This window comes from Specibacter sp. BI4 (genome assembly GCF_056680095.1).
Window position 1 is genome coordinate 2804172 of record NZ_CM155265.1, and the last position, 22507, is coordinate 2826678.

General features: G+C 64.0%; 21 protein-coding genes. 11 read left to right on the forward strand and 10 right to left on the reverse strand.

The window, feature by feature from the left end:
- The first annotated feature begins 1 nt into the window (after position 1).
- Together AC1L6K_RS12915 and AC1L6K_RS12920 are read left to right on the forward strand one after the other, a co-directional pair.
- Positions 2–895, forward strand: coding sequence for an SURF1 family cytochrome oxidase biogenesis protein (locus AC1L6K_RS12915; RefSeq protein WP_480949269.1), 894 nt, complete (start codon positions 2–4; stop codon positions 893–895).
- Between the two features lie 60 nt (positions 896–955).
- Positions 956–1459, forward strand: a complete 504-nt coding sequence (locus AC1L6K_RS12920) for a YbaK/EbsC family protein (protein ID WP_480949270.1) — start codon at positions 956–958, stop codon at positions 1457–1459.
- Between the two features lie 187 nt (positions 1460–1646).
- Here the strand turns inward: AC1L6K_RS12920 and AC1L6K_RS12925 are convergent, their stop codons facing one another.
- Complete coding sequence (locus AC1L6K_RS12925; RefSeq protein WP_480949271.1) at positions 1647–3245, reverse strand: ABC-F family ATP-binding cassette domain-containing protein; 1599 nt, start codon at positions 3243–3245, stop codon at positions 1647–1649.
- A gap of 257 nt (positions 3246–3502) precedes the next feature.
- On the opposite strand from AC1L6K_RS12925, the gene AC1L6K_RS12930 reads away from it, so the two are divergent.
- The 3 genes from AC1L6K_RS12930 (at position 3503) to AC1L6K_RS12940 (ending at position 5465) form a co-directional block, all read left to right on the forward strand.
- A complete protein-coding gene (locus AC1L6K_RS12930; protein ID WP_480949272.1) occupies positions 3503–4045 on the forward strand; it encodes a biotin transporter BioY in 543 nt (180 codons plus the stop codon).
- Between the two features lie 65 nt (positions 4046–4110).
- Positions 4111–4806, forward strand: a complete 696-nt coding sequence (locus tag AC1L6K_RS12935; protein WP_480952768.1) for an energy-coupling factor ABC transporter ATP-binding protein — start codon at positions 4111–4113, stop codon at positions 4804–4806.
- A complete protein-coding gene (locus tag AC1L6K_RS12940; RefSeq protein ID WP_480949273.1) occupies positions 4806–5465 on the forward strand; it encodes an energy-coupling factor transporter transmembrane component T family protein in 660 nt (219 codons plus the stop codon). Before AC1L6K_RS12935 ends, AC1L6K_RS12940 begins: the two co-directional genes overlap by 1 nt.
- A 45-nt stretch (positions 5466–5510) precedes the next feature.
- Here the strand turns inward: AC1L6K_RS12940 and AC1L6K_RS12945 are convergent, their stop codons facing one another.
- Both AC1L6K_RS12945 and AC1L6K_RS12950 read right to left on the reverse strand, forming a co-directional pair.
- A complete protein-coding gene (locus tag AC1L6K_RS12945; RefSeq protein WP_480949274.1) occupies positions 5511–6734 on the reverse strand; it encodes a thiolase family protein in 1224 nt (407 codons plus the stop codon).
- A complete protein-coding gene (locus AC1L6K_RS12950) occupies positions 6715–8142 on the reverse strand; it encodes a class I adenylate-forming enzyme family protein (protein ID WP_480949275.1) in 1428 nt (475 codons plus the stop codon). Before AC1L6K_RS12950 ends, AC1L6K_RS12945 begins: the two co-directional genes overlap by 20 nt.
- A gap of 89 nt (positions 8143–8231) precedes the next feature.
- Between AC1L6K_RS12950 and ypfJ the strand changes: the two genes are divergently transcribed.
- Positions 8232–9134 (forward strand): KPN_02809 family neutral zinc metallopeptidase, encoded by a 903-nt coding sequence (ypfJ, locus tag AC1L6K_RS12955; protein WP_480949276.1) that lies wholly within the window; start codon positions 8232–8234, stop codon positions 9132–9134.
- A 136-nt stretch (positions 9135–9270) separates the two neighbouring features.
- Here ypfJ and AC1L6K_RS12960 read toward each other — a convergent pair whose 3' ends face one another.
- The 6 genes from AC1L6K_RS12960 to AC1L6K_RS12985 are packed head-to-tail and all read right to left on the reverse strand — an operon-like array spanning position 9271 to position 14468.
- Positions 9271–9621, reverse strand: a complete 351-nt coding sequence (locus AC1L6K_RS12960) for a metal-sulfur cluster assembly factor (RefSeq protein ID WP_480949277.1) — start codon at positions 9619–9621, stop codon at positions 9271–9273.
- A 35-nt stretch (positions 9622–9656) separates the two neighbouring features.
- A complete protein-coding gene (sufC, locus tag AC1L6K_RS12965; protein ID WP_480949278.1) occupies positions 9657–10424 on the reverse strand; it encodes a Fe-S cluster assembly ATPase SufC in 768 nt (255 codons plus the stop codon).
- 50 nt (positions 10425–10474) lie between these two features.
- Complete coding sequence (locus AC1L6K_RS12970; protein WP_480949279.1) at positions 10475–10831, reverse strand: non-heme iron oxygenase ferredoxin subunit; 357 nt, start codon at positions 10829–10831, stop codon at positions 10475–10477.
- The gene (gene sufD / locus AC1L6K_RS12975) at positions 10828–12144 is read right to left on the reverse strand and encodes a Fe-S cluster assembly protein SufD (protein WP_480949280.1); all 1317 of its coding nucleotides are present in this window, start codon (positions 12142–12144) and stop codon (positions 10828–10830) included. Before sufD ends, AC1L6K_RS12970 begins: the two co-directional genes overlap by 4 nt.
- Complete coding sequence (sufB, locus tag AC1L6K_RS12980) at positions 12145–13620, reverse strand: Fe-S cluster assembly protein SufB (RefSeq protein ID WP_480949281.1); 1476 nt, start codon at positions 13618–13620, stop codon at positions 12145–12147.
- Complete coding sequence (locus AC1L6K_RS12985) at positions 13620–14468, reverse strand: helix-turn-helix transcriptional regulator (protein ID WP_480949282.1); 849 nt, start codon at positions 14466–14468, stop codon at positions 13620–13622. The genes sufB and AC1L6K_RS12985 overlap by 1 nt, the downstream gene beginning before the upstream one ends.
- Positions 14469–14613: 145 nt before the next feature.
- On the opposite strand from AC1L6K_RS12985, the gene AC1L6K_RS12990 reads away from it, so the two are divergent.
- From AC1L6K_RS12990 to AC1L6K_RS13000, 3 genes are read left to right on the forward strand one after another with little or no spacing between them, the layout of a single operon-like run.
- Positions 14614–15618, forward strand: coding sequence for an ABC transporter ATP-binding protein (locus tag AC1L6K_RS12990; RefSeq protein ID WP_480949283.1), 1005 nt, complete (start codon positions 14614–14616; stop codon positions 15616–15618).
- Positions 15615–16385 carry an ABC transporter permease gene (locus AC1L6K_RS12995; RefSeq protein WP_480949284.1) on the forward strand — a complete coding sequence of 257 codons (771 nt, stop codon included), beginning with the start codon at positions 15615–15617 and terminating at the stop codon, positions 16383–16385. Before AC1L6K_RS12990 ends, AC1L6K_RS12995 begins: the two co-directional genes overlap by 4 nt.
- Positions 16386–16420: 35 nt before the next feature.
- Positions 16421–17362, forward strand: coding sequence for a COX15/CtaA family protein (locus AC1L6K_RS13000; protein WP_480952769.1), 942 nt, complete (start codon positions 16421–16423; stop codon positions 17360–17362).
- Between the two features lie 306 nt (positions 17363–17668).
- Here AC1L6K_RS13000 and AC1L6K_RS13005 read toward each other — a convergent pair whose 3' ends face one another.
- The gene (locus AC1L6K_RS13005) at positions 17669–18640 is read right to left on the reverse strand and encodes a heme o synthase (protein ID WP_480952770.1); all 972 of its coding nucleotides are present in this window, start codon (positions 18638–18640) and stop codon (positions 17669–17671) included.
- 415 nt (positions 18641–19055) lie between these two features.
- Between AC1L6K_RS13005 and tkt the strand changes: the two genes are divergently transcribed.
- Positions 19056–21182, forward strand: coding sequence for a transketolase (tkt, locus tag AC1L6K_RS13010; protein WP_480949285.1), 2127 nt, complete (start codon positions 19056–19058; stop codon positions 21180–21182).
- Positions 21183–21381: 199 nt separating this feature from the next.
- The gene (gene tal / locus AC1L6K_RS13015; protein ID WP_480949286.1) at positions 21382–22503 is read left to right on the forward strand and encodes a transaldolase; all 1122 of its coding nucleotides are present in this window, start codon (positions 21382–21384) and stop codon (positions 22501–22503) included.
- Positions 22504–22507 lie beyond the last annotated feature (4 nt).

The following is a 22507-nucleotide window of genomic DNA, read 5'->3' on the forward strand; positions in this document are numbered from 1 at the left end:
CATGAAGACGTACAAATTTCTCTTCTCCAGCAAATGGGCGGGCTACTTTGTCATGGCCCTGGTGTTTGCCATCGCCTGTGTGGCGTTGGGCAATTGGCAGATGAACCGCCGAAACGCCGTGGTGGAAAACATCAGCAAAATTCAGGAAAACTATGCCGGCACAATCGTCGACTATGCCGACGTTGCCGACAATTTTGACGCACTGGATCCGGCGCGGGAATGGACCCAGGTGCGCCTGAAGGGCACCTACCAGACTGCCGATGAACGCGTCGTGCGCAATCGCCCCCTCAACGGCGCCCCCGGCTATGAGGTGCTCGTCCCGCTGACACTTGAGAACGGCGACACCGTGATCATTGACCGTGGCTGGCTGCCGATTGGCTACAACGAGGCAGGGCACCCCGACGTCGTCCCGCAGCCTGAAGCCGGCGTCGTGACAGTGGTGGCCCGGCTCAAGCCCCCCGAGCCCAAGCTCGACCGCGGCGCACCTGCCGGGCAGCTCGCGACCATTGAGCTCAATGACTACGCCGCACAAGTGGACTACCCGATCAAAACGGGCGCCTACGGGCAACTGGCCAGCGAGGCGCCGGCAGCCGCCACCAACCCCGTGCCCTTCCCGGCCCCGTCAATCGATGAGGGCTCGCACCTGAGCTATGCACTGCAGTGGATTGCCTTTGGCATCCTGGCGTTTGTCGGTTTTGGCTACGCAGCCAGAATGCAGCGCCGCAACGACGAATTCGACGCGCTTGAGGCAGCCGAATCAGGCGTTCCCGTCGAGGAGCTCTATGGCAGGGGTTCGGCATTCCACCCCCGCAGGCACCCCAAGGTTCGCAAGCCGGGGGCCCGCCCTACGGCTGAAGAGGCCGAAGACGCGCTGCTGGATTCGCAGGGCTTCTAGCCGGCTGCCCGCGGTCGGGCCACCCGCCCGCCTGTGTGAGTTTTGTCATAGAATGAAAATGTGGCTGCTGAGATGAATTCCGAGACGACGACCGAAGAACACAACCCCATTGTCGGGAAGGTCCGCGCAGCCATGCTCGACGCCGGACTTCCCGACACAGTCATCGTCGTCCCCGACTCGGTCGCCACCGCCGCAACGGCCGCGGCCGTGCTTGGCTGTGAGGTGGGAGCCATCGCCAACTCCTTGATCTTTGAATGTGGCGGCGAACCCCTGCTCATCCTCTCCAGCGGTGCCGGGAAGGTGGACGTCAGGAAGGTGGCACGCGAGCACGGACTGGCCAAGATCAGGCGTGCCGACCCCGATTATGTCCTGGCACATGCCGGCCAGGCCGTTGGCGGTGTTGCACCACTGGGCCACCCCTCCCCCATGCGCACCTTCCTGGACACGGACCTTGCCCAGTACCCGCTCCTCTGGGCCGGGGCCGGCAGCCACCAGGCGATGCTGTCCATCAGCTACCAGGAGCTCCTGGCCACCACCGGGGCAACGGAAACTGCCGTGCGCTGACATGCTTGGGCGCCTGTTCAGGGCCTGCACACCCCAGCAAACCAGGACGGGCTTAAAGTACGACGGCGGGAGGCCACCTTTTCAGCAAAGGTGGCCTCCCGCCGTCGTCCCCAACCAGAACGACTGCCCGCCACCGGACCCCCCACAAAAGGGAGCTGGGACCAGGGCAGGGAACCGGCGCCGGGGATCAGGCCATCGTGATCAGGTCCAGGTAGTCCGGGCTCCACAGGTCCTCGTCGCCGTCGGGCAACAGCACCACGCGCTCGGGGTCCAGGGCCGCAACGGCACCCTCATCGTGGCTCACCAGAACAACGGCGCCGGTGTAGTTCTTCAGGGCGCCCAGGATTTCGGCACGGCTGGCGGGGTCAAGGTTGTTGGTGGGCTCATCGAGCAGCAGCACGTTGGCGCTGGAGGCGACGATGGTGGCCAGGGCCAGGCGGGTCTTCTCGCCACCGGACAGGACGCCGGCCGGCTTGTTCACGTCATCGCCGGAGAACAGGAACGAGCCGAGAATCCCACGGACTTCGGCGTCGTTCATGTCGCCCGCGGAGGCGCGCATGTTTTCAAGGACGGTGCGGGTCACGTCAAGTGTGTCGTGCTCCTGGGCATAGTAGCCAACCTTCAAGCCGTGACCGGGGATGATCTTTCCCGTATCGGGCTTGGACACGCCTGCCAGCATGCGCAGCAGGGTCGTCTTGCCGGCACCGTTGAGGCCCAGGATGACGACCTTGGAACCGCGGTCAATCGCCAGGCTGACATCCACGAAGATTTCCAGCGAACCATAAGACTTGCTGAGCCCTTCGGCCATCAGCGGAGTCTTGCCACACGGCGAAGGATCCGGGAAGCGCAACGCCGCAACCTTGTCGCTGGCCCGGACCTCTTCGAGTCCGGAGAGCAGGCGTTCGGCACGCTTGGCCATGTTCTGTGCGGCAACCGCCTTGGTGGCCTTGGCCCGCATCTTGTTGGCCTGCTCCATCAGGACGCCGGCCTTCTTTTCAGCGTTGGCGCGTTCCCGGCGTCGGGCGCGTTCATCGGTTTCGCGCTGTGCCAGATACTTCTTGTAACCGAGGTTGTACTGGTCAATCGTGGCCCGGTTGGCATCCAGGTGGTAGACCTTGTTGACTGTCGCGTCGAGCAGTTCGACGTCGTGGCTGATCACGATCAAGCCGCCGTTGTGGCTCTTGAGGAAGTCCCGCAGCCAGGCCACGGAATCGGCGTCAAGGTGGTTGGTGGGCTCGTCGAGGAGCATAGTCTTCGCGCCTGAAAACAAGATGCGCGCCAACTCGACACGGCGGCGCTGGCCACCGGAGAGGGTCTTCAGCGGCTGGTTCAGGATGCGTTCGGGCAGGGCCAGGTTGGAGGAAATGGCGGCTGCCTCGGCCTCGGCTGAGTAACCGCCGGCGGCCTGGAACTCGGCATCCAGGCGGTCGTAGCGGCGCATCGCCTTGTCGCGGATGGTGTCGTCTTCGCTGGCCATGTCGCTCTCGGCCTTGCGCAGCTTGGTGATGACCTTGTCCATGTCGCGCGCCGCAAGAATGCGGTCCTTGGCCAGCTGCTCCATGTCAGGGGTGCGCGGATCCTGCGGCAGGTAGCCAATCTCACCGGTGCGGGTGACTTTGCCGCCCGCGGGCAGGGCTTCGCCGGCCAATACACGGGTCAGGGTCGTTTTTCCGGCGCCGTTGCGGCCCACCAGGCCGATCTTGTCACCGGAGTCGATGCGGAATGACACTTCGTCCATGAGCAGGCGCGCTCCTGCACGTAACTCAAGGTCTTGGACCGATATCAACGTAGTAACCTTTCACGTAAGTGGGTAGATGCCGCGAAACGAATCTCTCCAGTTCAGGATGAGACGAGCGTTGAACAACCTAGTCAGTCTAACGAGGTTCCGGGGTGGCAAACTCCGTCCTTGGCAAAACTTTACCGAAAGCAGCAATAATGAGTTCTTCACGACCGGTGGATGAGACGTTGACTACATCAAATCCAGTCCCTGGTGATGCGCCCAAACAGGGTGGGCTATACTCCCGGCGGAAACGCTGGGGCGCCATGGACCTTTCCTTGATTGCTGTTTTCGCCGCCCTCATGGCCGCCTCCGTCGCCGTGCCGGGCATCAATGTCGGCCCCCTGGGTGTGGCCATCACCTTGCAGACACTCGTGGTTGCCCTGTGCGGGCTGGTGCTCGGCTTTGGCCGTGGCACCGCGGCCGTGGGCCTGTACATCCTGCTGGGCCTGATCGGCCTGCCCATCTTCAGCGGCTTCCGGGCCGGCCCCGCCGTGCTGGCCAGCCCGTCGGCGGGCTACATCGTGGGCTTCATCTTTGGTGTTGCCGTGATCGGCCTGCTGGCGACGTTCGCCGTCCACAGCCGGTGGCGTGCCGCCGCATTGTTCGGTGCAGCCATGGCCGGCACCGTCGTGACCCACGCCAGCGGCATTGTGGGGTTTGTCATCTACGGCATGGGCCTGCCCACAGCAATACTGGCCGACGTCATTTACCTCCCCGGCGACATCGTCAAGAATGTCCTGGCCGTGGCGATTGCGCTCAGCCTGCACCGTGCCTTCCCCGATTTGCTGGTGCGCCGCCGCAAGTGAGCACCTCAGCACACAACTCCCCCGATCCCAATTTTCCGCAGTCCCAAGGCGCAGCCGGAAACCGGATCGTCCTGGACCAGGCCGGCGTCACGATTGCCTCCGCCGATCCCCGCACGCAGGACTCAAAACGCATCCTGGCCCCGTTGTCGCTGGACCTGACCGAACAACGGATCGCCGTCATTGGCGCCAACGGCTCGGGCAAATCCACGTTCCTGCGCCTGCTCAACGGACTGGTGCTGCCATCCACGGGCGCTGTCCACGTCAATGGGCGCACCACCCACAACGAGGCCTCCGCCGTGCGCCGCAGCGTGGGCTTTGTGTTCACCGACCCCTTGTCCCAGCTCGTCATGCCCACGCCGCTGGAGGATGTGGAACTGTCGCTGCGCCGTCGAAAGTTGGACAAGAAAACACGCAAGGCTGCGGCCCTGTCCATCCTGGCCGACTATGGCTTGGCACACCTGGCGCAGAGCAGCATTTACGAACTCTCCGGTGGCGAACGCCAGTTGACGGCCCTTGCCACAGTGCTGGCGGTGGCACCCTCCATCCTGGTGCTCGATGAACCGTCCACCCTCCTGGACCTGCGCAACACCCGGCTGCTCATGCAACGCCTGGACTCACTCCCCCAGCAGATCATCATGTCCACCCATGACCTCGGCCTTGCCGCCACCTTTGACAGGATCCTGGTCTTTGACCATGGCGAGTTGAAGTACGACGGCGATCCCCACCGTGCGGTTGCCCGGTACCGGGAGTTGGCGGCCTAGTGCGCGGCCATGCTTTCCTGGTGGCCGGGTATGTGCCCGGCAACTCGATCATCCACCGGCTGCCGCTGGCACTGAAGGCACTGATGTTGTTGGGTGTCGCCGTGCTGTGCCTGGCCACACCGCTCATCTCAGTTCCTGCGGGGGTGGTGGCCACCACCGCCACGTTGGCGGCCGTGTCCGGGGCCCACTTTGTGGCCGGCTTGTCCTGGCGGCGCCTGTGGCGGGCCGTGCGCCTGATGCTGGTTTTTCTGGTGCTCATCGCGGCCTACCAGTGGTGGCAGTTTGGCCCGTTCGTGGCGTGGCAGGTCATCGCCGCGATCCTGGCCACCGTGTTGGCATCCAATATCCTCACCGCCTCAACCCCCGTCGACGAACTCTTGGACGGCCTGGCGGCCCTGGTCCGTCCCCTGCAGCGGTTTGGGGCCGACCCGGAACGCTTCTCCCTCACTGTGGCCTTGATGCTGCGCAGCATTCCGTTCGTTATTGGCGCCTTCGCAGATGTTCGCGATGCTGCGCGTGCCCGCGGCCTTGAACGGAACCTGCTGGCCCGTTCGCTGCCCGTCGTGATCACGACGGTTGCCTATGCACGGGCCACCGGGGAGGCCCTGGCCGCACGGGGCCTGGGCGATCCCGAACCCCCATCACCGGATGGGCGCTAGGTCCTCCACTGCCATGGACGGCTGCCACGTGGGTCGCGGCATGCGTTAGAGTTCGACGGCTTGAAAGTGGGCCGTAATGCCCATGCCGCCGGCCATGCTGATCATCGCGAAGGCATCGGTGGGTCCTGGTGCCGTACTCCCTGATGGCGTGCTGCGGGCGGTCTGGGCCTGGGCCAGCAGCCTCGCCACCAACACGGCCCCGGACGCGCCGTACGGGTGGCCCAACGCCAGCGCCCCGCCGTCGCGGTTGAAAAGCGCTGGATCAAGGTCCAGGAGATCTGCGGTGGCCAGCACCTGGGCGGCAAAAGCCTCGTTGAATTCGATCAGCCCGCCGCGCAGGCGCTCAGATGTGAGCCCCGTTCGCTGCATCAGCCCCCGGGTGGAATGGGCTGCCCCGACACCCAAAAGCGCGGGGTCATTGCCGGCCGTGAAACTGTCCTGGAAGACCAGGCCGTGCGACAGGCCCCCCGCGGCGGCCATGGCCCTGGCCCGGGCCAGGGTGGTCACCACCACGATGGCGGCACCGTCGCTGTAAGGGCAGGAGTTGCCCGCCGTGACGGTCCCACCGGGCACGAACGCTGCCGGGAAACGGGCCATGAGTGCGGGCGTGAGATGTTGACGCGGGCCCTGGTCGGCAGCCAGCCCGGCGAAGGGCACGAGCTCACCGGCGAACCGTCCGCGGCCTGCAGCACTGGCGGCCTTCGCGTGGCTTTCCAGCGCATAGGCGTCCTGCCGCTGCCGGGTGATGCCGTAGTGGGCGGCCACGTTTTCCGCCGCCTCCCCGGCGTCGGGGTCACCTGATGCCAAGGGGGCGAACTGTGCCCGTTCGAAAAACTCCAACGATCCGTCCCGGGCCCGGTGTGCCCGCGCCGGGGCGGTGCTGATGCTCTCCACTCCCCCGGCCAGGTACAGTGCGCCCGCGCCAGCCTGGACGAGGCGGCAGGCCAGCACAACAGCCTCCAGGCCCGAGCCGCACTGCCGGTCGACAGTCAGGCCCGGCACGGAGTTGGGCAGTCCCGCCGTGAGTGCCGCCAGCCGGGCCACATTGCCGCCCCCGCCTGTTGCGTTGCCCAGGACAATATCGCAGATCTCCGCTGGCTGGATCCCGGCTTCGGCAACGACGGCGGCGATGACGGCCGCGGCGAGTTCATGGGCGCGGTGGTTGCGGTAGGGGCCGTTGGCTTTTGCCGTGGGCAGGCGCTTGGCGAGGACGACCACGGGTGTGTTGTCGTGGGCGCGTGATGGTGGACTACTGGATGCGCCGGGCACGGGGGTCTCCTGCCTTGATCCATTGGGCCAGCATGCTGCGGCTGATCTTGCCGCTGCCGGTGAGCGGCAGGGACGCCAGCTCAAAGTATTGGCTGGGTCGTTGAGCCGCCGGCAGCAGGGACGCTGCCCGGCGTATCTCGGGCAGCCGGCCGTCCGGCGAGTGGATCCCGGCAACCACCCGCTGGCCGCGCACTGCATCTGCCACTCCGGCGACGACAACTGTGAGGCCCGCACAGCCCGACGCCTCCGTGAGCAGCTGCTCAACAGGGTGGGGATAAACATTGGTGCCGGAGGTGATGATCATGTCACTGGCCCGGCCGGCGAGGTGCAGGTTGCCGTGGTCGTCCAGCCAGCCCTGATCATGGACAGTGTGCCACGGGGCTGCATCCGCCGGGGCGGAGCCCTCCGGGCCTGTATCGGGCAGGGATGAGTACGCCAGGCCGTCGTCGCCCCACGCATACCCGCTGCAGACATAGGGGCTTTGGACATGGACGCCGCCTTGCTGTCCGGGCGCCGCAGCCAGGCCGTCCGGCTGCCGGATGCTGATGCGAACGCCGGGGAAGGCGGACCCGACCCCGCTGCCCTGTGTGTCCTGCGCGGTTGCTGCCGGCTCCAGGGTGGAGGCGGCCACAAAGCCCAATTCGGCGGCCCCGTAGTACTGCTGAATCCGCGCATTGGGCGCCCACTCGCGGGCCAATTCCGGGGTGCCTGCGTTCAGGGAGGAGCCGGCACAGACGATCGAGCGAAGCTGCCCGCCGGACTGTCCGGTCGCCAGGCCCCGGGAGGCGATGAGCTCCAGAATGGTCGGCACCAGCACCAGCCTGTTGACGGGGTGCGCTCCCATGGCCCGCAGCGCTGCGGCGGGACTGAACCGGGCCAGGCCCACATGGGTGCCCCCGGCAAACCAGGACTCTCCCATGGCATACAGGTTCATGCTTGCAGCCATTGGTCCAGGCGCCAGTGTGACGGATTCCCGGCCAACGTCAAAGTATTCGGTGCTCCGCAGGAACGACTCCCGCCAGGAAGCGGTGTCGCGGGCAAACGCCTTGGGCAGCCCGCTGGTTCCCGATGAGAGGCCCAGGAGAAAGGGTTCGGCCCCAACCCTGCCGTGCGGTTCCCGCTGCCCCTGCCAGAGTGCCGCTGCGTCCGCCAGCTCCTGGCGGATGCTGTCCGGCCAGGCCGCATCCAGAACCATGGCTGTTCGCCCGTGCAGCAGGGCGGCACAAAACTCGACGGCCAGCTGCGTGCTGTCCGGAACATCGATCACCGCCACTCCGGACGCCGCCGGGCCGATGGTTTTGGCGGCAAGGAGCAACTGGGCGTAGCCGAGCCGCTGTTCGCCCACGACGATGGCAGGGCGGCCATCGGCAGCGGCGGCCCAGTATTTGAGTTTGTCGATGAATGGCATTGGCTTCATCGTAGATGAAATCGTCGGCACACCCGTGCGGCTGCAGGAGTTTTGGCCACGAAACCCGGGGTTGCGGTTACTCTATTGTCATGACTTTTAATGAAGGTGCCAGGCTGGACCCGTCGCAGGCCGAAGACCGGAGGGGCCGTGGCGGAATGGGGCGCGGCGGCAAAGTTGGTTTGGGCCTGGGCGGCGGCATCGTGGTGCTCATTGGCGGGCTGCTCGGCATCAACCCGGACCTGCTGACAGCAATCCTGGGTGACGGCGGGGACCAGCCGGCGATTGAGCAGTCGGGGTCAGCCCTGGAGAGCTGCCAGACTGGCCAGGACGCCAACGACCGCCTTGACTGCCGCATCCTCGGCACGGCCAACTCCCTCAACAGTTTCTGGCCCGGCTACCTGGACCAATATGGCGTGCAGTATTCGGTGCCCAAGACAGTGATCTTCTCCGACGGCGTCGACACAGCGTGTGGCGCGGCCACCTCAGCCGTCGGGCCGTTCTACTGCCCGGGCGACAACAAGGCCTATTTTGACCCCGACTTCTTTAGCCAGCTGGAGACCCAGTACGGTTCCTCGGGCGGTCCGTTGGCACAGGAGTACGTGGTTGCACACGAATTTGGCCACCACATCCAAAACCTGACCGGCACCATCGGCAAGGCACAGCAGGACCCCCAGGGCGCCCAGTCGGCCGCCGTCCGCACGGAGCTGCAGGCCGACTGCTATGCGGGCATTTGGATGCGTTATGCCTCATCCCAGCCGGCGCCCGGCAGCAGCGAGCCGTTCCTGAAACCGTTGGTGCAAAGCGACCTCAACGACGCCTTGTCAGCGGCCTCGTCCGTGGGCGATGACAGGATTCAGGAGGCTGCCACCGGCCGGACCAACCCGGAATCGTGGAGCCACGGCTCAAGCGAGCAGCGCCAAAAGTGGCTCTACACGGGCTACGAAAACGCGGACCTTGCCGCCTGCGACACCTTCGCCGTCCCCGAGGTGTAGCCCAGCAGCGCAAGCCGGCATCCCGCCGTCGTCCATTAACCACAACTGGCCCGCACTTGTGGTCGCAAAACGCCGTGAAATCACGTGTTTTACGACCACAAGTGCGGGCCAGTTGTTTAAAGCGGGATGCTTGAGACTAGATGTTGAAGCCGAGGGCCCGCATCTGGTCGCGTCCGTCGTCCGTGATTTTTTCCGGTCCCCACGGCGGCATCCACACCCAGTTGATGCGCCATTCGTCAACGATCGGGCCAAGGGAGTTCTCCACTTGTTCCTCGATGACGTCTTGCAGGGGGCAGGCCGCCGTGGTGAGCGTCATGTCCAACAGCAAGGCGCCGTCCTCGCCGTAGCGCAGGCCGTAGAGCAGGCCCAGGTCAACGATGTTGACGCCGAGCTCGGGGTCAATGACGTCCTTGAGGGCTTCCTCAACGTCTTCGAGGTCAGTTGGGCCGGCAACGACGGCTGCGCTTGTTTCACTGATGTCAGTCATGATTCCTTCTTAGCGGTGGTTGAGTTGTGCAGCTGCTAGGCCGTAGCCGACTCTGCAACCAGGTAGCGGTCGTAGCCTTCGGCTTCCAAGCGGTCAGCCAGCTCCGGGCCGCCCTGTTCGGCGATGGCGCCGTCGACGAACACGTGGACAAACTGGGGCTTGATGTAGCGCAGGATGCGCGTGTAGTGGGTGATGAGCACGGTGCCGAGGCCACCGGCTTCGATGGCGCGGTTTACGCCTTCCGCAACAACCTTCAACGCGTCAACGTCAAGGCCCGAGTCGGTCTCGTCCAGGACGGCGAACTTGGGCTTGAGGAGTTCCAGCTGAAGGATCTCGTGGCGCTTCTTCTCGCCGCCGGAGAAGCCTTCGTTGACGTTGCGCTCAGCGAACTCGGGCTCAATGCGCAGCTGCGCCATGGCAGCCTTGACATCCTTCGTCCAGGTGCGCAATTTGGGAGCTTCGCCGTCAACGGCCGTCTTGGCTGTGCGCAGGAAGTTGGTCATGGTGACGCCGGGGATTTCCACCGGGTACTGCATGGCCAGGAACAGTCCTGCACGGGCACGCTGGTCAACTGTCATGGCCAGGACGTCTTCGCCGTCGAGGGTGATGGAGCCGCTGTCGACCGTGTAGCGCGGGTGGCCGGCAATGGTGGCTGCCAGGGTTGACTTGCCGGAACCGTTGGGGCCCATGATGGCGTGGGTTTCGCCGGTGTTGACTGTCAGGCTGACGCCCTTGAGGATCGGCTTGACGCCCTGCTCGGTCACAATGCTGACGTGCAGGTCCTTGATTTCCAGAGTAGACATACTCTATTTTCTCCTAAAAAGTGTGTTGGCGGTGCTTGCAGGGAACGCTGTTACTGCGTGCTGACACCGTTAAGAATGTTGGTGACGTCCACATAGACGTCGCTGCCTTGAAGGCTCAAGGCAAAGACGGGCACGGGTTCGAATGCCGGCAAGGTCAGCGGCTGGCCTGTTTTCAGGTCAAAGGAGCTGCCATGTGCCCAGCATTCAAGTGTGCCGTCCTCCACGTCGCCTTCGCTCAAGGAGATCTCTGCGTGTGAGCAGGTGTCCCCGATTGCGTGCAGTTCCCCGTAGGAGTCCCGCACGACGGCGATGGGGTAATCGTCGACCTCGACCAGCAAGGCTGACTTCACCTGGACGTCGCTGTCTTGGCAGACAATGACGCCGGCGGGCGTGGAGGATTCGCTCATTGCGGTGTCGCTGCCAATTCGCGTTCCACGGAGTCGCGCAAACGCTCTTCGAGCGCGGGAACCCGGATGCTCTGGATGACCTCGTTCAGGAAGCCGCGCACGACCAGGCGGCGGGCATCTCCCTCTTCAATGCCGCGGGCCTGGAGATAGAACAGCTGCTCATCGTCGAAGCGGCCGGTGGCACTTGCGTGTCCGGCGCCCTCGATCAAGCCTGTCTCAATTTCCAGGTTGGGCACTGAATCGGCACGTGCACCCTGGGTCAGGATCAAGTTGCGGTTCAGCTCGTACGTGTCGGTGCCTTCAGCCTCGGCACGGATCAGCACATCGCCAATCCAGACCGCGTGTGCACCCTCGCCCTGCAGGGCACCCTTGTAGGTGACGCGTGACTTGCAGTGCTTGGTGGAGTGGTCAACGAACAAGCGCTGTTCCAGGTGCTGGCCGGCATCTGCAAAGAACAGGCCGTTCATTTCGACATCGCCGCCGGTGCTGGTGTAACGGGCAGACGGCGTGGTGCGCAGCAGGTTGCCACCGAGGTTGATGACAACGTGCTTGACCTTGGCGTCGCGGCCCACTGAGATGTGTTGGGCGCTTGCGTGCACTGCGTCGTCGTTCCAGTCCTGGATGCTGACAACGGTGAGGTTGGCGCCGTCCTCGACAACGACCTCGACGTTCTCGCTCAACACGGCGGTGCCGCGGTGGTCAAGAACGACAACACCTGTTGCAAACTTTTTCGCCTGCACCACAATGTGGGCTGCGGCCGGGGTGTCGCCCTGGCCTGTCAGCGTCAAGGTCGTGACATTGTCTGCCGTGCCGGCGAACTCGGCAGGCAGAGTCACAATAGTTGCTTCCTTGAAGTTTTCCCATGCGGCGGCAGCCACACGGTCCTCAGGGATGCCTGCCGTGCCAATGCGAGCGTCGTCGCGGCCCACGGTCTCAACCGTCACGCCGTCGGGCTTGGAAACCTCAACGACGGGGGCGGGGCCAGTGAGTTCCTGGCCCTTGATGCCCACCCGGTCCAGACCACGCAGGCGCTTGAGCGGTGTGAAGCGCCAGTCCTCTTCACGGCCGGTGATGGCCGGAAAGTCAGCCAGCTTGTAGGAGGTCAGGCGGCCGGCGCGTGAGCTGTCCGGGACGCCGACGCCGCCACCATGGCTGTCTCCGCCGTGGCTGTGGGCCTTGGCGGCGCTGCCGCCAAGTGGACCCGACTCGGGGTTGATCTCGGAGAGGCTCTCGCCTTCCTCGGTCATGCCCTTGATGAAGTCCTGCGACCAGACCTTTGAATCTGTTTCTTGTTCTTGCGTGAGCTCGGTCATTTAGCCGACGGCCCCTTCCATCTGCAGTTCAATCAGGCGGTTCAGTTCAAGTGCGTATTCCATGGGCAGTTCCTTGGCGATCGGCTCGATGAAGCCGCGCACAATCATGGCCATGGCCTCGTCCTCAGGCATGCCGCGGGACTGCAGGTAGAACAGCTGCTCTTCGCTGACCTTGGAGACGGTGGCCTCGTGGCCCATGGAGACGTCGTCTTCACGAACATCAACATAGGGGTACGTGTCGGACCGTGAAATGGTGTCCACCAGCAGCGCGTCGCAGCGGACGGTGTTGGCCGAGTGGTTTGCACCCTCACGGATCTGCACCAGGCCGCGGTACGCCGCACGTCCGCCACCGCGGGCAACCGACTTGGAGATGATGGACGACTGCGTGTTCGGCGCAATGTGCACCATCTTGGAGCCGGTGTCCTGGTGCTGGCCTGCGCCGGCAAATGCCACCGACAAGGTTTCACCCTTGGCGTGCTCGCCCACAAGGTACACGGCCGGGTACTTCATGGTGACCTTGGAGCCGATGTTGCCGTCGACCCACTCCATGGTGGCGCCTTCGTGGGCAATGGCGCGCTTTGTCACCAGGTTGTACACGTTGTTGGACCAGTTCTGGATGGTGGTGTAGCGAACGCGGGCGTTCTTCTTCACCACAATTTCGACGACGGCGGAGTGCAGCGAGTCCGAGGTGTAGATCGGTGCCGTGCAACCCTCGATGTAGTGCACGTAGCTGCCCTCGTCGGCGATGATCAGCGTGCGCTCAAACTGGCCCATGTTCTCGGTGTTGATGCGGAAGTAGGCCTGGAGCGGGATCTCCACGTGGACGCCCGGGGGGACGTACACAAAGGAACCGCCGGACCAGACAGCCGTGTTCAACGAGGCGAACTTGTTGTCGCCAATGGGGATCATGGTGGCGAAGTATTCCTGGAAGAGCTCCGGGTATTCGCGCAGGCCGGTGTCGGTGTCGGTGAAGATGACACCCTGGGCTTCCAGGTCCTCACGGATCTGGTGGTAGACCACTTCCGACTCGTACTGGGCCGTGACGCCGCCGACGAGGCGGTTGCGCTCAGCCTCCGGGATGCCAAGCTTCTCGTAGGTGTTGCGGATGTCTTCCGGCAGCTCTTCCCACGTGGTCGCCTGCTTCTCCGTGGACCGTACGAAGTACTTGATGTTGTCGAAGTCAATGCCCGACAGGTCCGCACCCCAGGTGGGCATGGGCTTGCGGTCGAAGTACTTCAGGCCCTTCAGGCGCATGTCCAGCATCCACTGGGGTTCACCCTTCTTGGCCGAGATGTCGCGGACAACCTCTTCGTTCACGCCGCGTCGGGCGTTGTCGCTGGTCTCGTTTTTGTCCGACCAGCCGAAGGCGTAGTTTCCCAGGCCTTCAAGCTCGGGGTTTGCTTCGAGGATGTGGTTGATCGTGGTGTCTTCGACAGCAGTCTCCGCGCCTACATCCTGCGCTATTTGATCCGTCATCACGGCCTTTCTTGCTGATGGTTGGAAATTAGGTTCGCCGGGCGTTGGTTGCCCGTCGGAACGATTGATGCCGGCGTGCCGGGGGCTCGCACCAGCTTCGCTGGCAAAACCCTTGGTGGTGGGCTGCCAGCCGGCACGGCACCAAGTTTGCGCACCACGGCACGACCGGTGGGCACATGTGTGGTGCACACATGCCCGCCGCTGGCCATGGTGGAAAGCCGGCGCACGTCGACCCCGATGAGCCGGGCAAACACCTGCGTTTCGGCATCGCAAAATTCTGGGAAGGAACTGGCAAGTTCCTGGATGGGGCAGTGGCCCTGGCACAACTGTTCCGCTGCCATGGCGGTGCCCGGGTTCAGCGAATTCGAGGTGGCCACAAAACGGTCCTTGTTCAGCGCCGCGGCGAGGGCCTTGGACCTGGCGCCAACATCCGTTCCGGCAGCGTCAACCACAGGCTGGTACTTGGCCTCCATTTTGGCAAACCGGCGCTCGGCAAATTCAACAACACCGATGTCGCCACGGGTGCCGGCAATCTCGCCCAGCGCCAACTTGGCGATTTCCAGGTAATCGTCACCGATTTCGGTTTGTCCGCGCCGGGAAACCACGTACCTGCGGGCAGGGCGGCCGGCACCGCTCTTGGCGTTGCTGACAAGCTTGACCTCGATGAGGCCTTCCCGGGTCAAGGTGTCCAGGTGCCTGCGGACGGCTGCCGGGGTCAGGCCCAGCAGGGTGCCCAGTTGCGCTGCACTGACAGGGCCGTGTTCCAGGACGGCGGTCAATACGCGGTCGCGGGTACGCTCGTCAGGTTCAACGGCGGAGTTTATCGCCGGCTCAACATGCTGACTCATTAACACCTCCACGCAATTGAAAGAAGCTACAACAATACACAACACAAGTATGCCGTAATTGGATACCCGGTGCCACTAAGGTGAGCCTACCCACGGTCCTGCCCGTTGCGGCCAAGCACCCAACTCCGTCGCGTACAATAGCCGCGTGACAAAGACACTTTCCCCTGCCCTGGAAATCTCCGGGCTCATCAAGGACGTGGGACCCCTGCCGGCACTTGATGGCCGGATGAAACGCATCGTTTCCAACATTAGCCTGAAGGCGCATTTTGGTGCAGTCACCGCGCTGCTTGGTGCCAACGGAGCAGGCAAAACGACCACCATCGAGTGTGCCCAGGGCCTGCAAACCCGCACCGGTGGCAGTATTTCGCTGCTGGGCCACGACCCGCAAAACGCCGACGCCGGGCTGCGCGCCCGGGTTGGCGTCATGCTCCAGGACGGGGGGCTGCCGCCTGCCGCCCGCCCGGTGGCACTTTTGCGCCACGTTGCGGGCCTCTACGCAAACCCGCTCAGTGTTGATGCGCTGGTCGACAGGCTCGGCATCGGTGAGTTCTCCGACACAAACATCCGCCGTCTCTCGGGAGGCCAAAAGCAGCGGGTCGCACTGGCGGCAAGCCTCCTGGGCAATCCGGAAGTGCTCTTTCTCGACGAGCCCAGCGCGGGTCTCGACCCCCAGTCGCGGCTCATGGTGTTTGAGCTGATTCGGGAACTGCGTGACAGCGGCAAGGCCATCGTCCTCACGACCCACCTGCTGGATGACGCCCAGCGGCTTGCCGACTACGTCTACATCGTGGACAAGGGCGAGTCGGTTGCGCAGGGCACCGTGCAGGAATTGCTGGAGCAGTCGACGGCGGCCCTCAACCGGCGGGTCATGACATTTGAGGCTGTGCCGCAGCTTGACCTGTCGCCACTGGCCCGTTCAGGCTTGTCCTGCACCGAGACCCGCCCCGGCAGCTACGCACTTGCCGGCAAGCTTGAACCGGCGGACCTGGGCCGCTTCGGTTCCTGGTGCGCACAGCACGCCATCATGCCAACCTCTGTCCACCTGGCGTCCCAATCACTTGAGGATGTCTTCCTGGCGATATCCCGCGGGGAACCGGCCGCCGCAATGCCGGAAACCGCCACGAAACCGGAAGCCATGGGGATTTCATGAGCACGCTCTTTCACGATGCACCGGCGGGCCGGGCCGCCACCCTCCCACGCAGAATCATCAATCAAGGCAAGTATGAGGCCGGGACGATGCTGCGCAACGGCGAACAGCTGGTGCTCATGGTTGTCATGCCGCTGCTGGGGCTGCTTGCACTGGTTGTCACTCCCCTGCTTGACGGCATGGGCCATCCCAGGGTCGCCATTGCCACGCCGGGCATCCTTGCCCTGTGTGCGCTGTCAACGGCGTTTACCGGGCAGGGCATCGCCACCGGGTTCGACCGCCGTTACGGCGTGTTGCGCTTTCTCTCCACAACGCCGCTGGGCAAGGGCGGCCTGATTGCCGGCAAGGTCATTGCCGTGTTGGTGGCGTTGGGCCTGCAGGTCGTGCTGATCTCCACCGTGGCAGCGTTCATGGGCTGGCGCCCGCCGCTGGCCGGTGTGCTGCTGGGCATCCCCTTGCTCGTCCTGGGGGCTGCGGCGTTCACCGCGCTTGGCCTGCTCATTGCAGGCACGGTGCGTCCGGAGGCAACCCTTGCCATCACCAACCTGGGCTGGATCTTGTTTGCGGCCGTGGGCGGGATCGTGCTCCCCGCCGGGAAGTTCTCCAGCACGCTGGACGGCTTCGTGCAATGGCTCCCCTCCGGCGCACTGGGCAACCTCATGCGGGCAGCCCTGATCGAAAGCCGGCTGGACGTGTGGGGGCTTGTAGTTTTGCTGGCATGGGCAGTGGTTGCGGCCGTCGCAGCAGTCAAGTGGTTCAAATGGAATTGAAAGGCGTCACAGAAGTGAGTCAAAACAGTGCACGATTGCAAACCACCTTGCGAAACGTTGCCGAGAGGTTGCCCACCAGCATTACCCCCGCGATCAGGCGCCTCGCGGTGGGCTCGCTCATCGGCCAGGGTGTGCTCATCGTTTCCGGCGGCGTCGTGCGTGTCACGGGCTCGGGCCTGGGCTGCCCCACCTGGCCCAAGTGCACGGACGAGTCCCTGACCAACACCGCCGAGATGGGCATCCACGGGTTTATCGAATTCGCCAACCGCACGCTCACCTTCGCCCTGGCCGCCGTCGGCCTTGCCCTGCTCGTGCTGCTGTGGAACCTGCGCAAGGAACGCAAGGAGCTGTTCTGGCTGGCCTTTGGCCTGCTTGCCGTCATTCCCGCACAGGCAGTCATTGGCGGCATCACCGTGCTGACGGGCCTCAACCCCTTTGTGGTGAGCCTGCACTTCCTGGTCTCGGCCGCGTTGGTTGTCGTGTCCATGCTGCTCGTCAACCGGGTTTACGGCAGGACAGGCACGACGGCGCCCACCAACCTTGCGCGCCCCGCCCGCCCGGTCCGGCAGCTCAGTGTTGTCGCCGCCGCCGCCAGCTATCTGGCAGTTGTGCTGGGCACGCTGGTGACCGGGTCCGGTCCGCACTCGGGCGATGCCACGTCCCCCCGCATGGGGCTTGACGGTTACCTGGTGACGCGCATCCATGTGGTGCCCGTGTACGTCCTGGTGGCTGCAGCACTGCTGCTTGTCATCCTTGTGTGGCGCAACGGCAGCGGGGACATGATGCGCCACGCCGCGATCCTGCTCTTTGCCTCGGTGCTTGTGCAGGGCTTCATCGGCTACTGGCAGTACTTCACCGGCATCCCGATCCTGCTGGTCATCGCCCACATGGCCGGTGCCTCATTGATGTTGGCCGTGGGAACGAACATCGTCGACGTGGCGCTGCGCCGCGGCTCGGACACCATCCCGGCCAAGTAGCCACCGCCACCAACCAAGCCCGGTGCGTCCGCCTGAAAGGCCGACGCGCCGGGCATTTCCATTGCTATGCGAGGTGTTGCGGCAAGCGCGTGGTTGTTGCAGGCGGGACCCCGCCGCCGGTGCCGCGGTGCGCTGCCGCAGTCCTTATAGGGACAGTCCTGGTGGGGACAGTGCCGGCTGGGACGGTCTTGGTATGGACCGACCGTGCTGCAAACACTGCACAAAGACACACCGCGGGCATAAGAAAAGCGGCCGGCGGCCTCTCCTGGGAGGGGCGGCCGGCCGCCGCCGTGCATCAAGAACGTGTCAGCCCATCAGGGCCGAACCAACGAACGGATCCACGGCCAGGGAAAGGAACACCAGTGTCAGGTAGGAGATGGAGGCGTGGAAAACCTTCATGGCGTTCTTCTTTGTGACGAGATCCTTCTTGGCATTGTTGTACAGGGTGTGGGCCTCGACCAGGAACCAGGCACCTGCGGCGGCCGTGACCACCGTGTACACGATCCCGGCCCCGCCCAGCGGAACCATCAGCAGTGAACAAACAACCATGGCCCACGTGTACAGCACCACCTGCACGGCAACTGTGCGTGATCCGGCGACCGCACCGAGCATGGGCACGTTGACGGCGTTGTAATCGTCGCTGTAGCGCATCGACAGCGGCCAATAGTGCGGCGGCGTCCACAGGAAAATGATCATGAAGAGTATGACGGCGGGCCACTGCACGGTGTTGGTCACTGCGGCCCAGGCGATCAGCACCGGCATGCAGCCGGCGGCACCGCCCCAGACAATGTTCTGTGAGGTGCGGCGCTTGAGAATGAGCGAGTACACCACCACGTACAGGAAAATGGCGCCGATGCCGAGCATGCCCGTCAACGGATTGATGCTCCACAGCAGGGCCACGGCCAGGACGGTGAGGATCCATGAGAAGACGAGAGCTTCGCGTGGCGTAATGACGCCGGTGACAAGGGGCCGCTTGGACGTGCGGTTCATGATCTTGTCGATGTCGCGGTCAATGTAGCAGTTGAAGGCGCCTGAGGCGCCGGCGGCCAGCGCACCGCCGACCATGGTGGCGACCATGAGCCAGAGACTGGGAACGCCTGACCTGCCGGCGAAACCATGTGCATAAAACATGGTGGGCAAGGTGGTGACCAGCAGCAGTTCCACGACCCGAGGTTTTGTCAGGGCCAGATATCCCTTGGCCTTTTCCGAAAAGCCAATGGAAACTTTTGGCGAAGTTTCAACAGCCGGGGTATGAGTTGCACTCACGTGTAATGTCACCATGTTTTCATTGTTGATTCAGCGCAGGTTATTCATTCTGCGCTGCCGGCCCGGTCCAATGCAGGATTGCCCTTGCGGCATTGCCAACGCACGGGACGGAGCTCCTGCCATCATACCCGTTTATGCCCGCACAGCACTAAATCCGCTTAAGTCAAGGCGCGGTGTTTGTGTACTCAACAAATGAAAATCAATCACGCTTGTGGCGCCAACTCGTGTAACTTTAGAAGCGCCTGGCCTGGTGGGTTCAAGCAGTTCCCCGAACCCACAGGACTAAGCTTGATCCAGAGCTTGACTAAGCTGGAGCAGCACCCTGGGGCAGGGCCCGGGAACCAGCAGTCGCCGCTGGAATATTGAGTTTCGCGCATGTTTACCCTGCACTTGCAGCATTTATGCCCATAACGAGAGGGACCCGTCAGTGTCACATCAGGAATTGCCAACGTTCACCTGGACCGCCAACGATCAGCGTGCGGTGGACACCGCCCGCATTTTGGCCGCCGACGCTGTTGAAAAGGTTGGCAACGGCCACCCCGGCACAGCCATGTCACTGGCTCCGGCCGCGTACCTGCTGTTCCAGAAGGTCATGCGCATCGATCCCAAGAACCCGGACTGGATTGGCCGCGACCGCTTCATCCTCTCCCCCGGCCACACCTCGCTGACACTGTATGTGCAGCTGTTCCTGTCCGGCTACGGCCTGGAAGTGTCGGACCTTGAAGCGCTGCGCACCTGGGGGTCGCTGACCCCCGGCCACCCCGAATACAAGCACACCGCAGGTGTTGAAATCACCACCGGCCCGTTGGGTCAGGGCCTCGCCTCGGCCGTCGGTTTCGCTTACTCACAGCGCCGCATGCGCGGCCTGATGGATCCCGATGCCGCAGCGGGCACCAGCCCCTTCGACCACACCGTCTGGGTCATTGCCTCCGACGGCGACCTGCAGGAAGGCGTGACCAGCGAGGCTTCCAGCCTGGCCGGGCACCAAGAGCTGGGCAACATGGTTGTCATCTACGACTCCAACCACATTTCCATTGAAGACGACACCAACATCGCCTACTCCGAAGATGTACTCAAACGCTACGAGGCCTATGGCTGGCACGTGCAGCGTGTTGACTGGACCAAAACCGGTGAATACGTCGAAGACGTTGCCGAGCTGCACGCAGCCCTGGCCGCCGCCAAGGCTGAGACGGGCAAACCGTCAATCATCTCCCTGCGCACCATCATCGGGTTCCCGGCACCGAAGAAGCAGAACACCGGAGGCATCCACGGCTCCGCACTGGGCGCCGCTGAGGTTGCTGCCGTCAAGGAAGTCCTTGGCTTTGACCCGGAAAAGCACTTCGACGTGGAGCCCGCCGTCCTGGACCACACCCGCCAGCTGGTGGACCGTGGCGCGGCAGCCCGCGAAGAGTGGAACACAGGCTTCGAAGCCTGGAAATCCGCCAACCCGGAAAATGCTGCACTCCTTGAGCGCATCGAAAAGAAGGAACTGCCTGCCGGCTGGGAAGAAAACCTGCCCGTCTTCGAAGGCGGCAAGGACGTTTCCACCCGCGCAGCCTCAGGCAAGGTCCTGAACGCCATTGGCGGAGTGCTCCCGGAACTGTGGGGCGGCTCCTGCGACCTCGCCGGTTCAAACAACACCACGATCGAGGGCTCCGGCTCCTTCGTGCCGGCGTCCAAGCAGACCGACACGTGGTCCGGCGGCCCCTACGGCCGCGTGCTGCACTTCGGCATCCGCGAGCACGCAGCCGCATCCATCGTCAACGGCATCCACCTGGGCGGGCCAACACGCGCCTTCTCTGGCACGTTCCTGATCTTCAGTGACTACCAGCGCCCCGCCATCCGCCTTTCGGCGCTCATGGGTGTGCCGTCCATCTACGTGTGGACGCACGACTCCATCGGCCTGGGCGAGGACGGCCCCACGCACCAGCCCGTTGAGCAGCTCGCCACACTGCGTGCCATTCCCGGACTGGATGTTGTCCGCCCCGGCGATCCCAACGAGGTGTCGGCTTCCTGGAAGAAGATCCTGGAAACCAAGGAAAACCCGGCCGGCATTGTGCTGACCCGCCAGAACATCCCCACCTACCCGCGTGGCACCGGTGCAGCCACGGCAACCGAGTTTGCAACGGCTGACCTGGTCGCCAAGGGTGGATACGTCCTGGCTGAGGCAGTGACCGACGGCGCGGTCGTCACCCCCGCGGTGATCCTGATCGCCACCGGCTCCGAGGTCCAGCTTGCCGTGGAGGCCCGCGAAGCACTGGCAGCCGAAGGCGTCGCAGCCCGCGTGGTCTCAATGCCGTGTGTCGAGTGGTTCAACGCCCAGCCTGCCGAGTACCGCGAGCAGGTCCTGCCGGCTGCAGTCAAGGCCCGAGTCTCCGTGGAGGCGGGCCTGGCCTTGGGCTGGCGTGAATTCGTCGGCGATGCAGGCCGTTCCATCTCGCTGGAACACTTCGGCGCTTCTGCCGACTACAAGGTGTTGTTCAACGAATTCGGCATCACCACCGAAGCCGTCACCGCCGCTGCCAAGGATTCCCTGGCCGCCGCGAACGTCTAACAGCCATTGGCTGCCGGGCAGCCGCACCCGCGGCTGCCCGCATCATTTTTTCATGAACACCTTCCCGCTGCCGCCAGCGGCTGCCACCGGCCACCGGCGGCAGCGGGAATGGAACAGCTCGCCTGCCATGCTGAAACAGGCAGTGCTGAATTTCCCGGCACCGACAGATGCAGGGCCTGAATCCCAAGGAAGTAGCAAAATGACTAATTCAACTCCCACCGCCGCACTCTCCGCCGCAGGCGTCTCCATCTGGCTGGACGACCTTTCCCGCAGCAGGATCAGCAGCGGCAACCTGTCGGCCTTGATCGCCGAGAAAAATATTGTTGGCGTGACCACCAACCCCAGCATTTTCGAGGCCGCCATCACCAAGAGCGATGACTACAAGCCCGAGCTGAAGAAGTTCTCCGCCGCAGGCATCACCGCCGAAGAAGCAGTCTTTGAACTCACCACCGCCGACGTTGCCGACGGTTGCGACCTGTTCGCCCCCATTGCCGAAGCCACCAAGGGCGTCGACGGCCGCGTGTCCATCGAAGTTGACCCGCGCAAGGCCTGGGACACCGACGGCACCTTCGCAGAAGCCAAGCGCCTGTACGCCAAGGTCAACAAGAAGAACGTCTACATCAAGATCCCGGCAACACTTGAGGGCCTTGAAGCCATCACCTCCACCCTGGGTGAGGGCATCAGCGTCAACGTGACCTTGATCTTCTCCCTCGACCGCTACCGGGCCGTCATGAACGCCTTCATCAGCGGCCTTGAACTGGCCAAGGCAAACGGCCACAACCTGGCCGACATCCATTCGGTGGCGTCGTTCTTTGTTTCCCGCGTCGACCTGGAAATTGACGGCCGCCTCGATGCCATCGGCACGCCGGAAGCTGCCGCACTGAAGGGCAAGGCCGGCCTGGCCAACGCCCGACTGGCCTACCAGGCCTTCGAGGAAACCTTCTCCTCCGAGCGCTGGGCCCTGCTGGCCGACGCCGGCGCACTCCCCCAGCGTCCGCTGTGGGCCTCCACCGGCGTCAAGAACCCGGCCTACCCCGACACGCTCTACGTCACTGAGCTCGTCGCCGCCAACGTGGTCAACACCATGCCGGAGAAGACCCTGGATGCCACCTTTGACCACGGTGTCGTCACCGGAGACACCATCACCGGCACGTACGAAGAGTCCAACGCACTGCTGAACACACTTGAAGGCCTGGGCATCTCCTACACGGACGTTGTCGGCCAGTTGGAGACGGAAGGCCTCGACAAGTTCGTGTCCAGCTGGAAGGACCTCCTGAGCCACGTCCAGGACGCACTCGACGCAGCCGGCTCGGAAGGCTGAACCA

Coding starts and splice junctions, on each gene's coding strand:
- AC1L6K_RS12915 (WP_480949269.1), top strand. CDS start 2: ATGAAGACGTACAAATTTCTCTTCTCCAGCAAATGGGCGGGCTACTTT.
- AC1L6K_RS12930 (WP_480949272.1), top strand. CDS start 3,503: ATGGACCTTTCCTTGATTGCTGTTTTCGCCGCCCTCATGGCCGCCTCC.
- AC1L6K_RS12950 (WP_480949275.1), bottom strand. CDS start 8,142: ATGCCATTCATCGACAAACTCAAATACTGGGCCGCCGCTGCCGATGGC.
- ypfJ (WP_480949276.1), top strand. CDS start 8,232: ATGACTTTTAATGAAGGTGCCAGGCTGGACCCGTCGCAGGCCGAAGAC.
- AC1L6K_RS12960 (WP_480949277.1), bottom strand. CDS start 9,621: ATGACTGACATCAGTGAAACAAGCGCAGCCGTCGTTGCCGGCCCAACT.
- sufC (WP_480949278.1), bottom strand. CDS start 10,424: ATGTCTACTCTGGAAATCAAGGACCTGCACGTCAGCATTGTGACCGAG.
- AC1L6K_RS12970 (WP_480949279.1), bottom strand. CDS start 10,831: ATGAGCGAATCCTCCACGCCCGCCGGCGTCATTGTCTGCCAAGACAGC.
- sufD (WP_480949280.1), bottom strand. CDS start 12,144: ATGACCGAGCTCACGCAAGAACAAGAAACAGATTCAAAGGTCTGGTCG.
- sufB (WP_480949281.1), bottom strand. CDS start 13,620: ATGACGGATCAAATAGCGCAGGATGTAGGCGCGGAGACTGCTGTCGAA.
- AC1L6K_RS12985 (WP_480949282.1), bottom strand. CDS start 14,468: ATGAGTCAGCATGTTGAGCCGGCGATAAACTCCGCCGTTGAACCTGAC.
- AC1L6K_RS12995 (WP_480949284.1), top strand. CDS start 15,615: ATGAGCACGCTCTTTCACGATGCACCGGCGGGCCGGGCCGCCACCCTC.
- tal (WP_480949286.1), top strand. CDS start 21,382: ATGACTAATTCAACTCCCACCGCCGCACTCTCCGCCGCAGGCGTCTCC.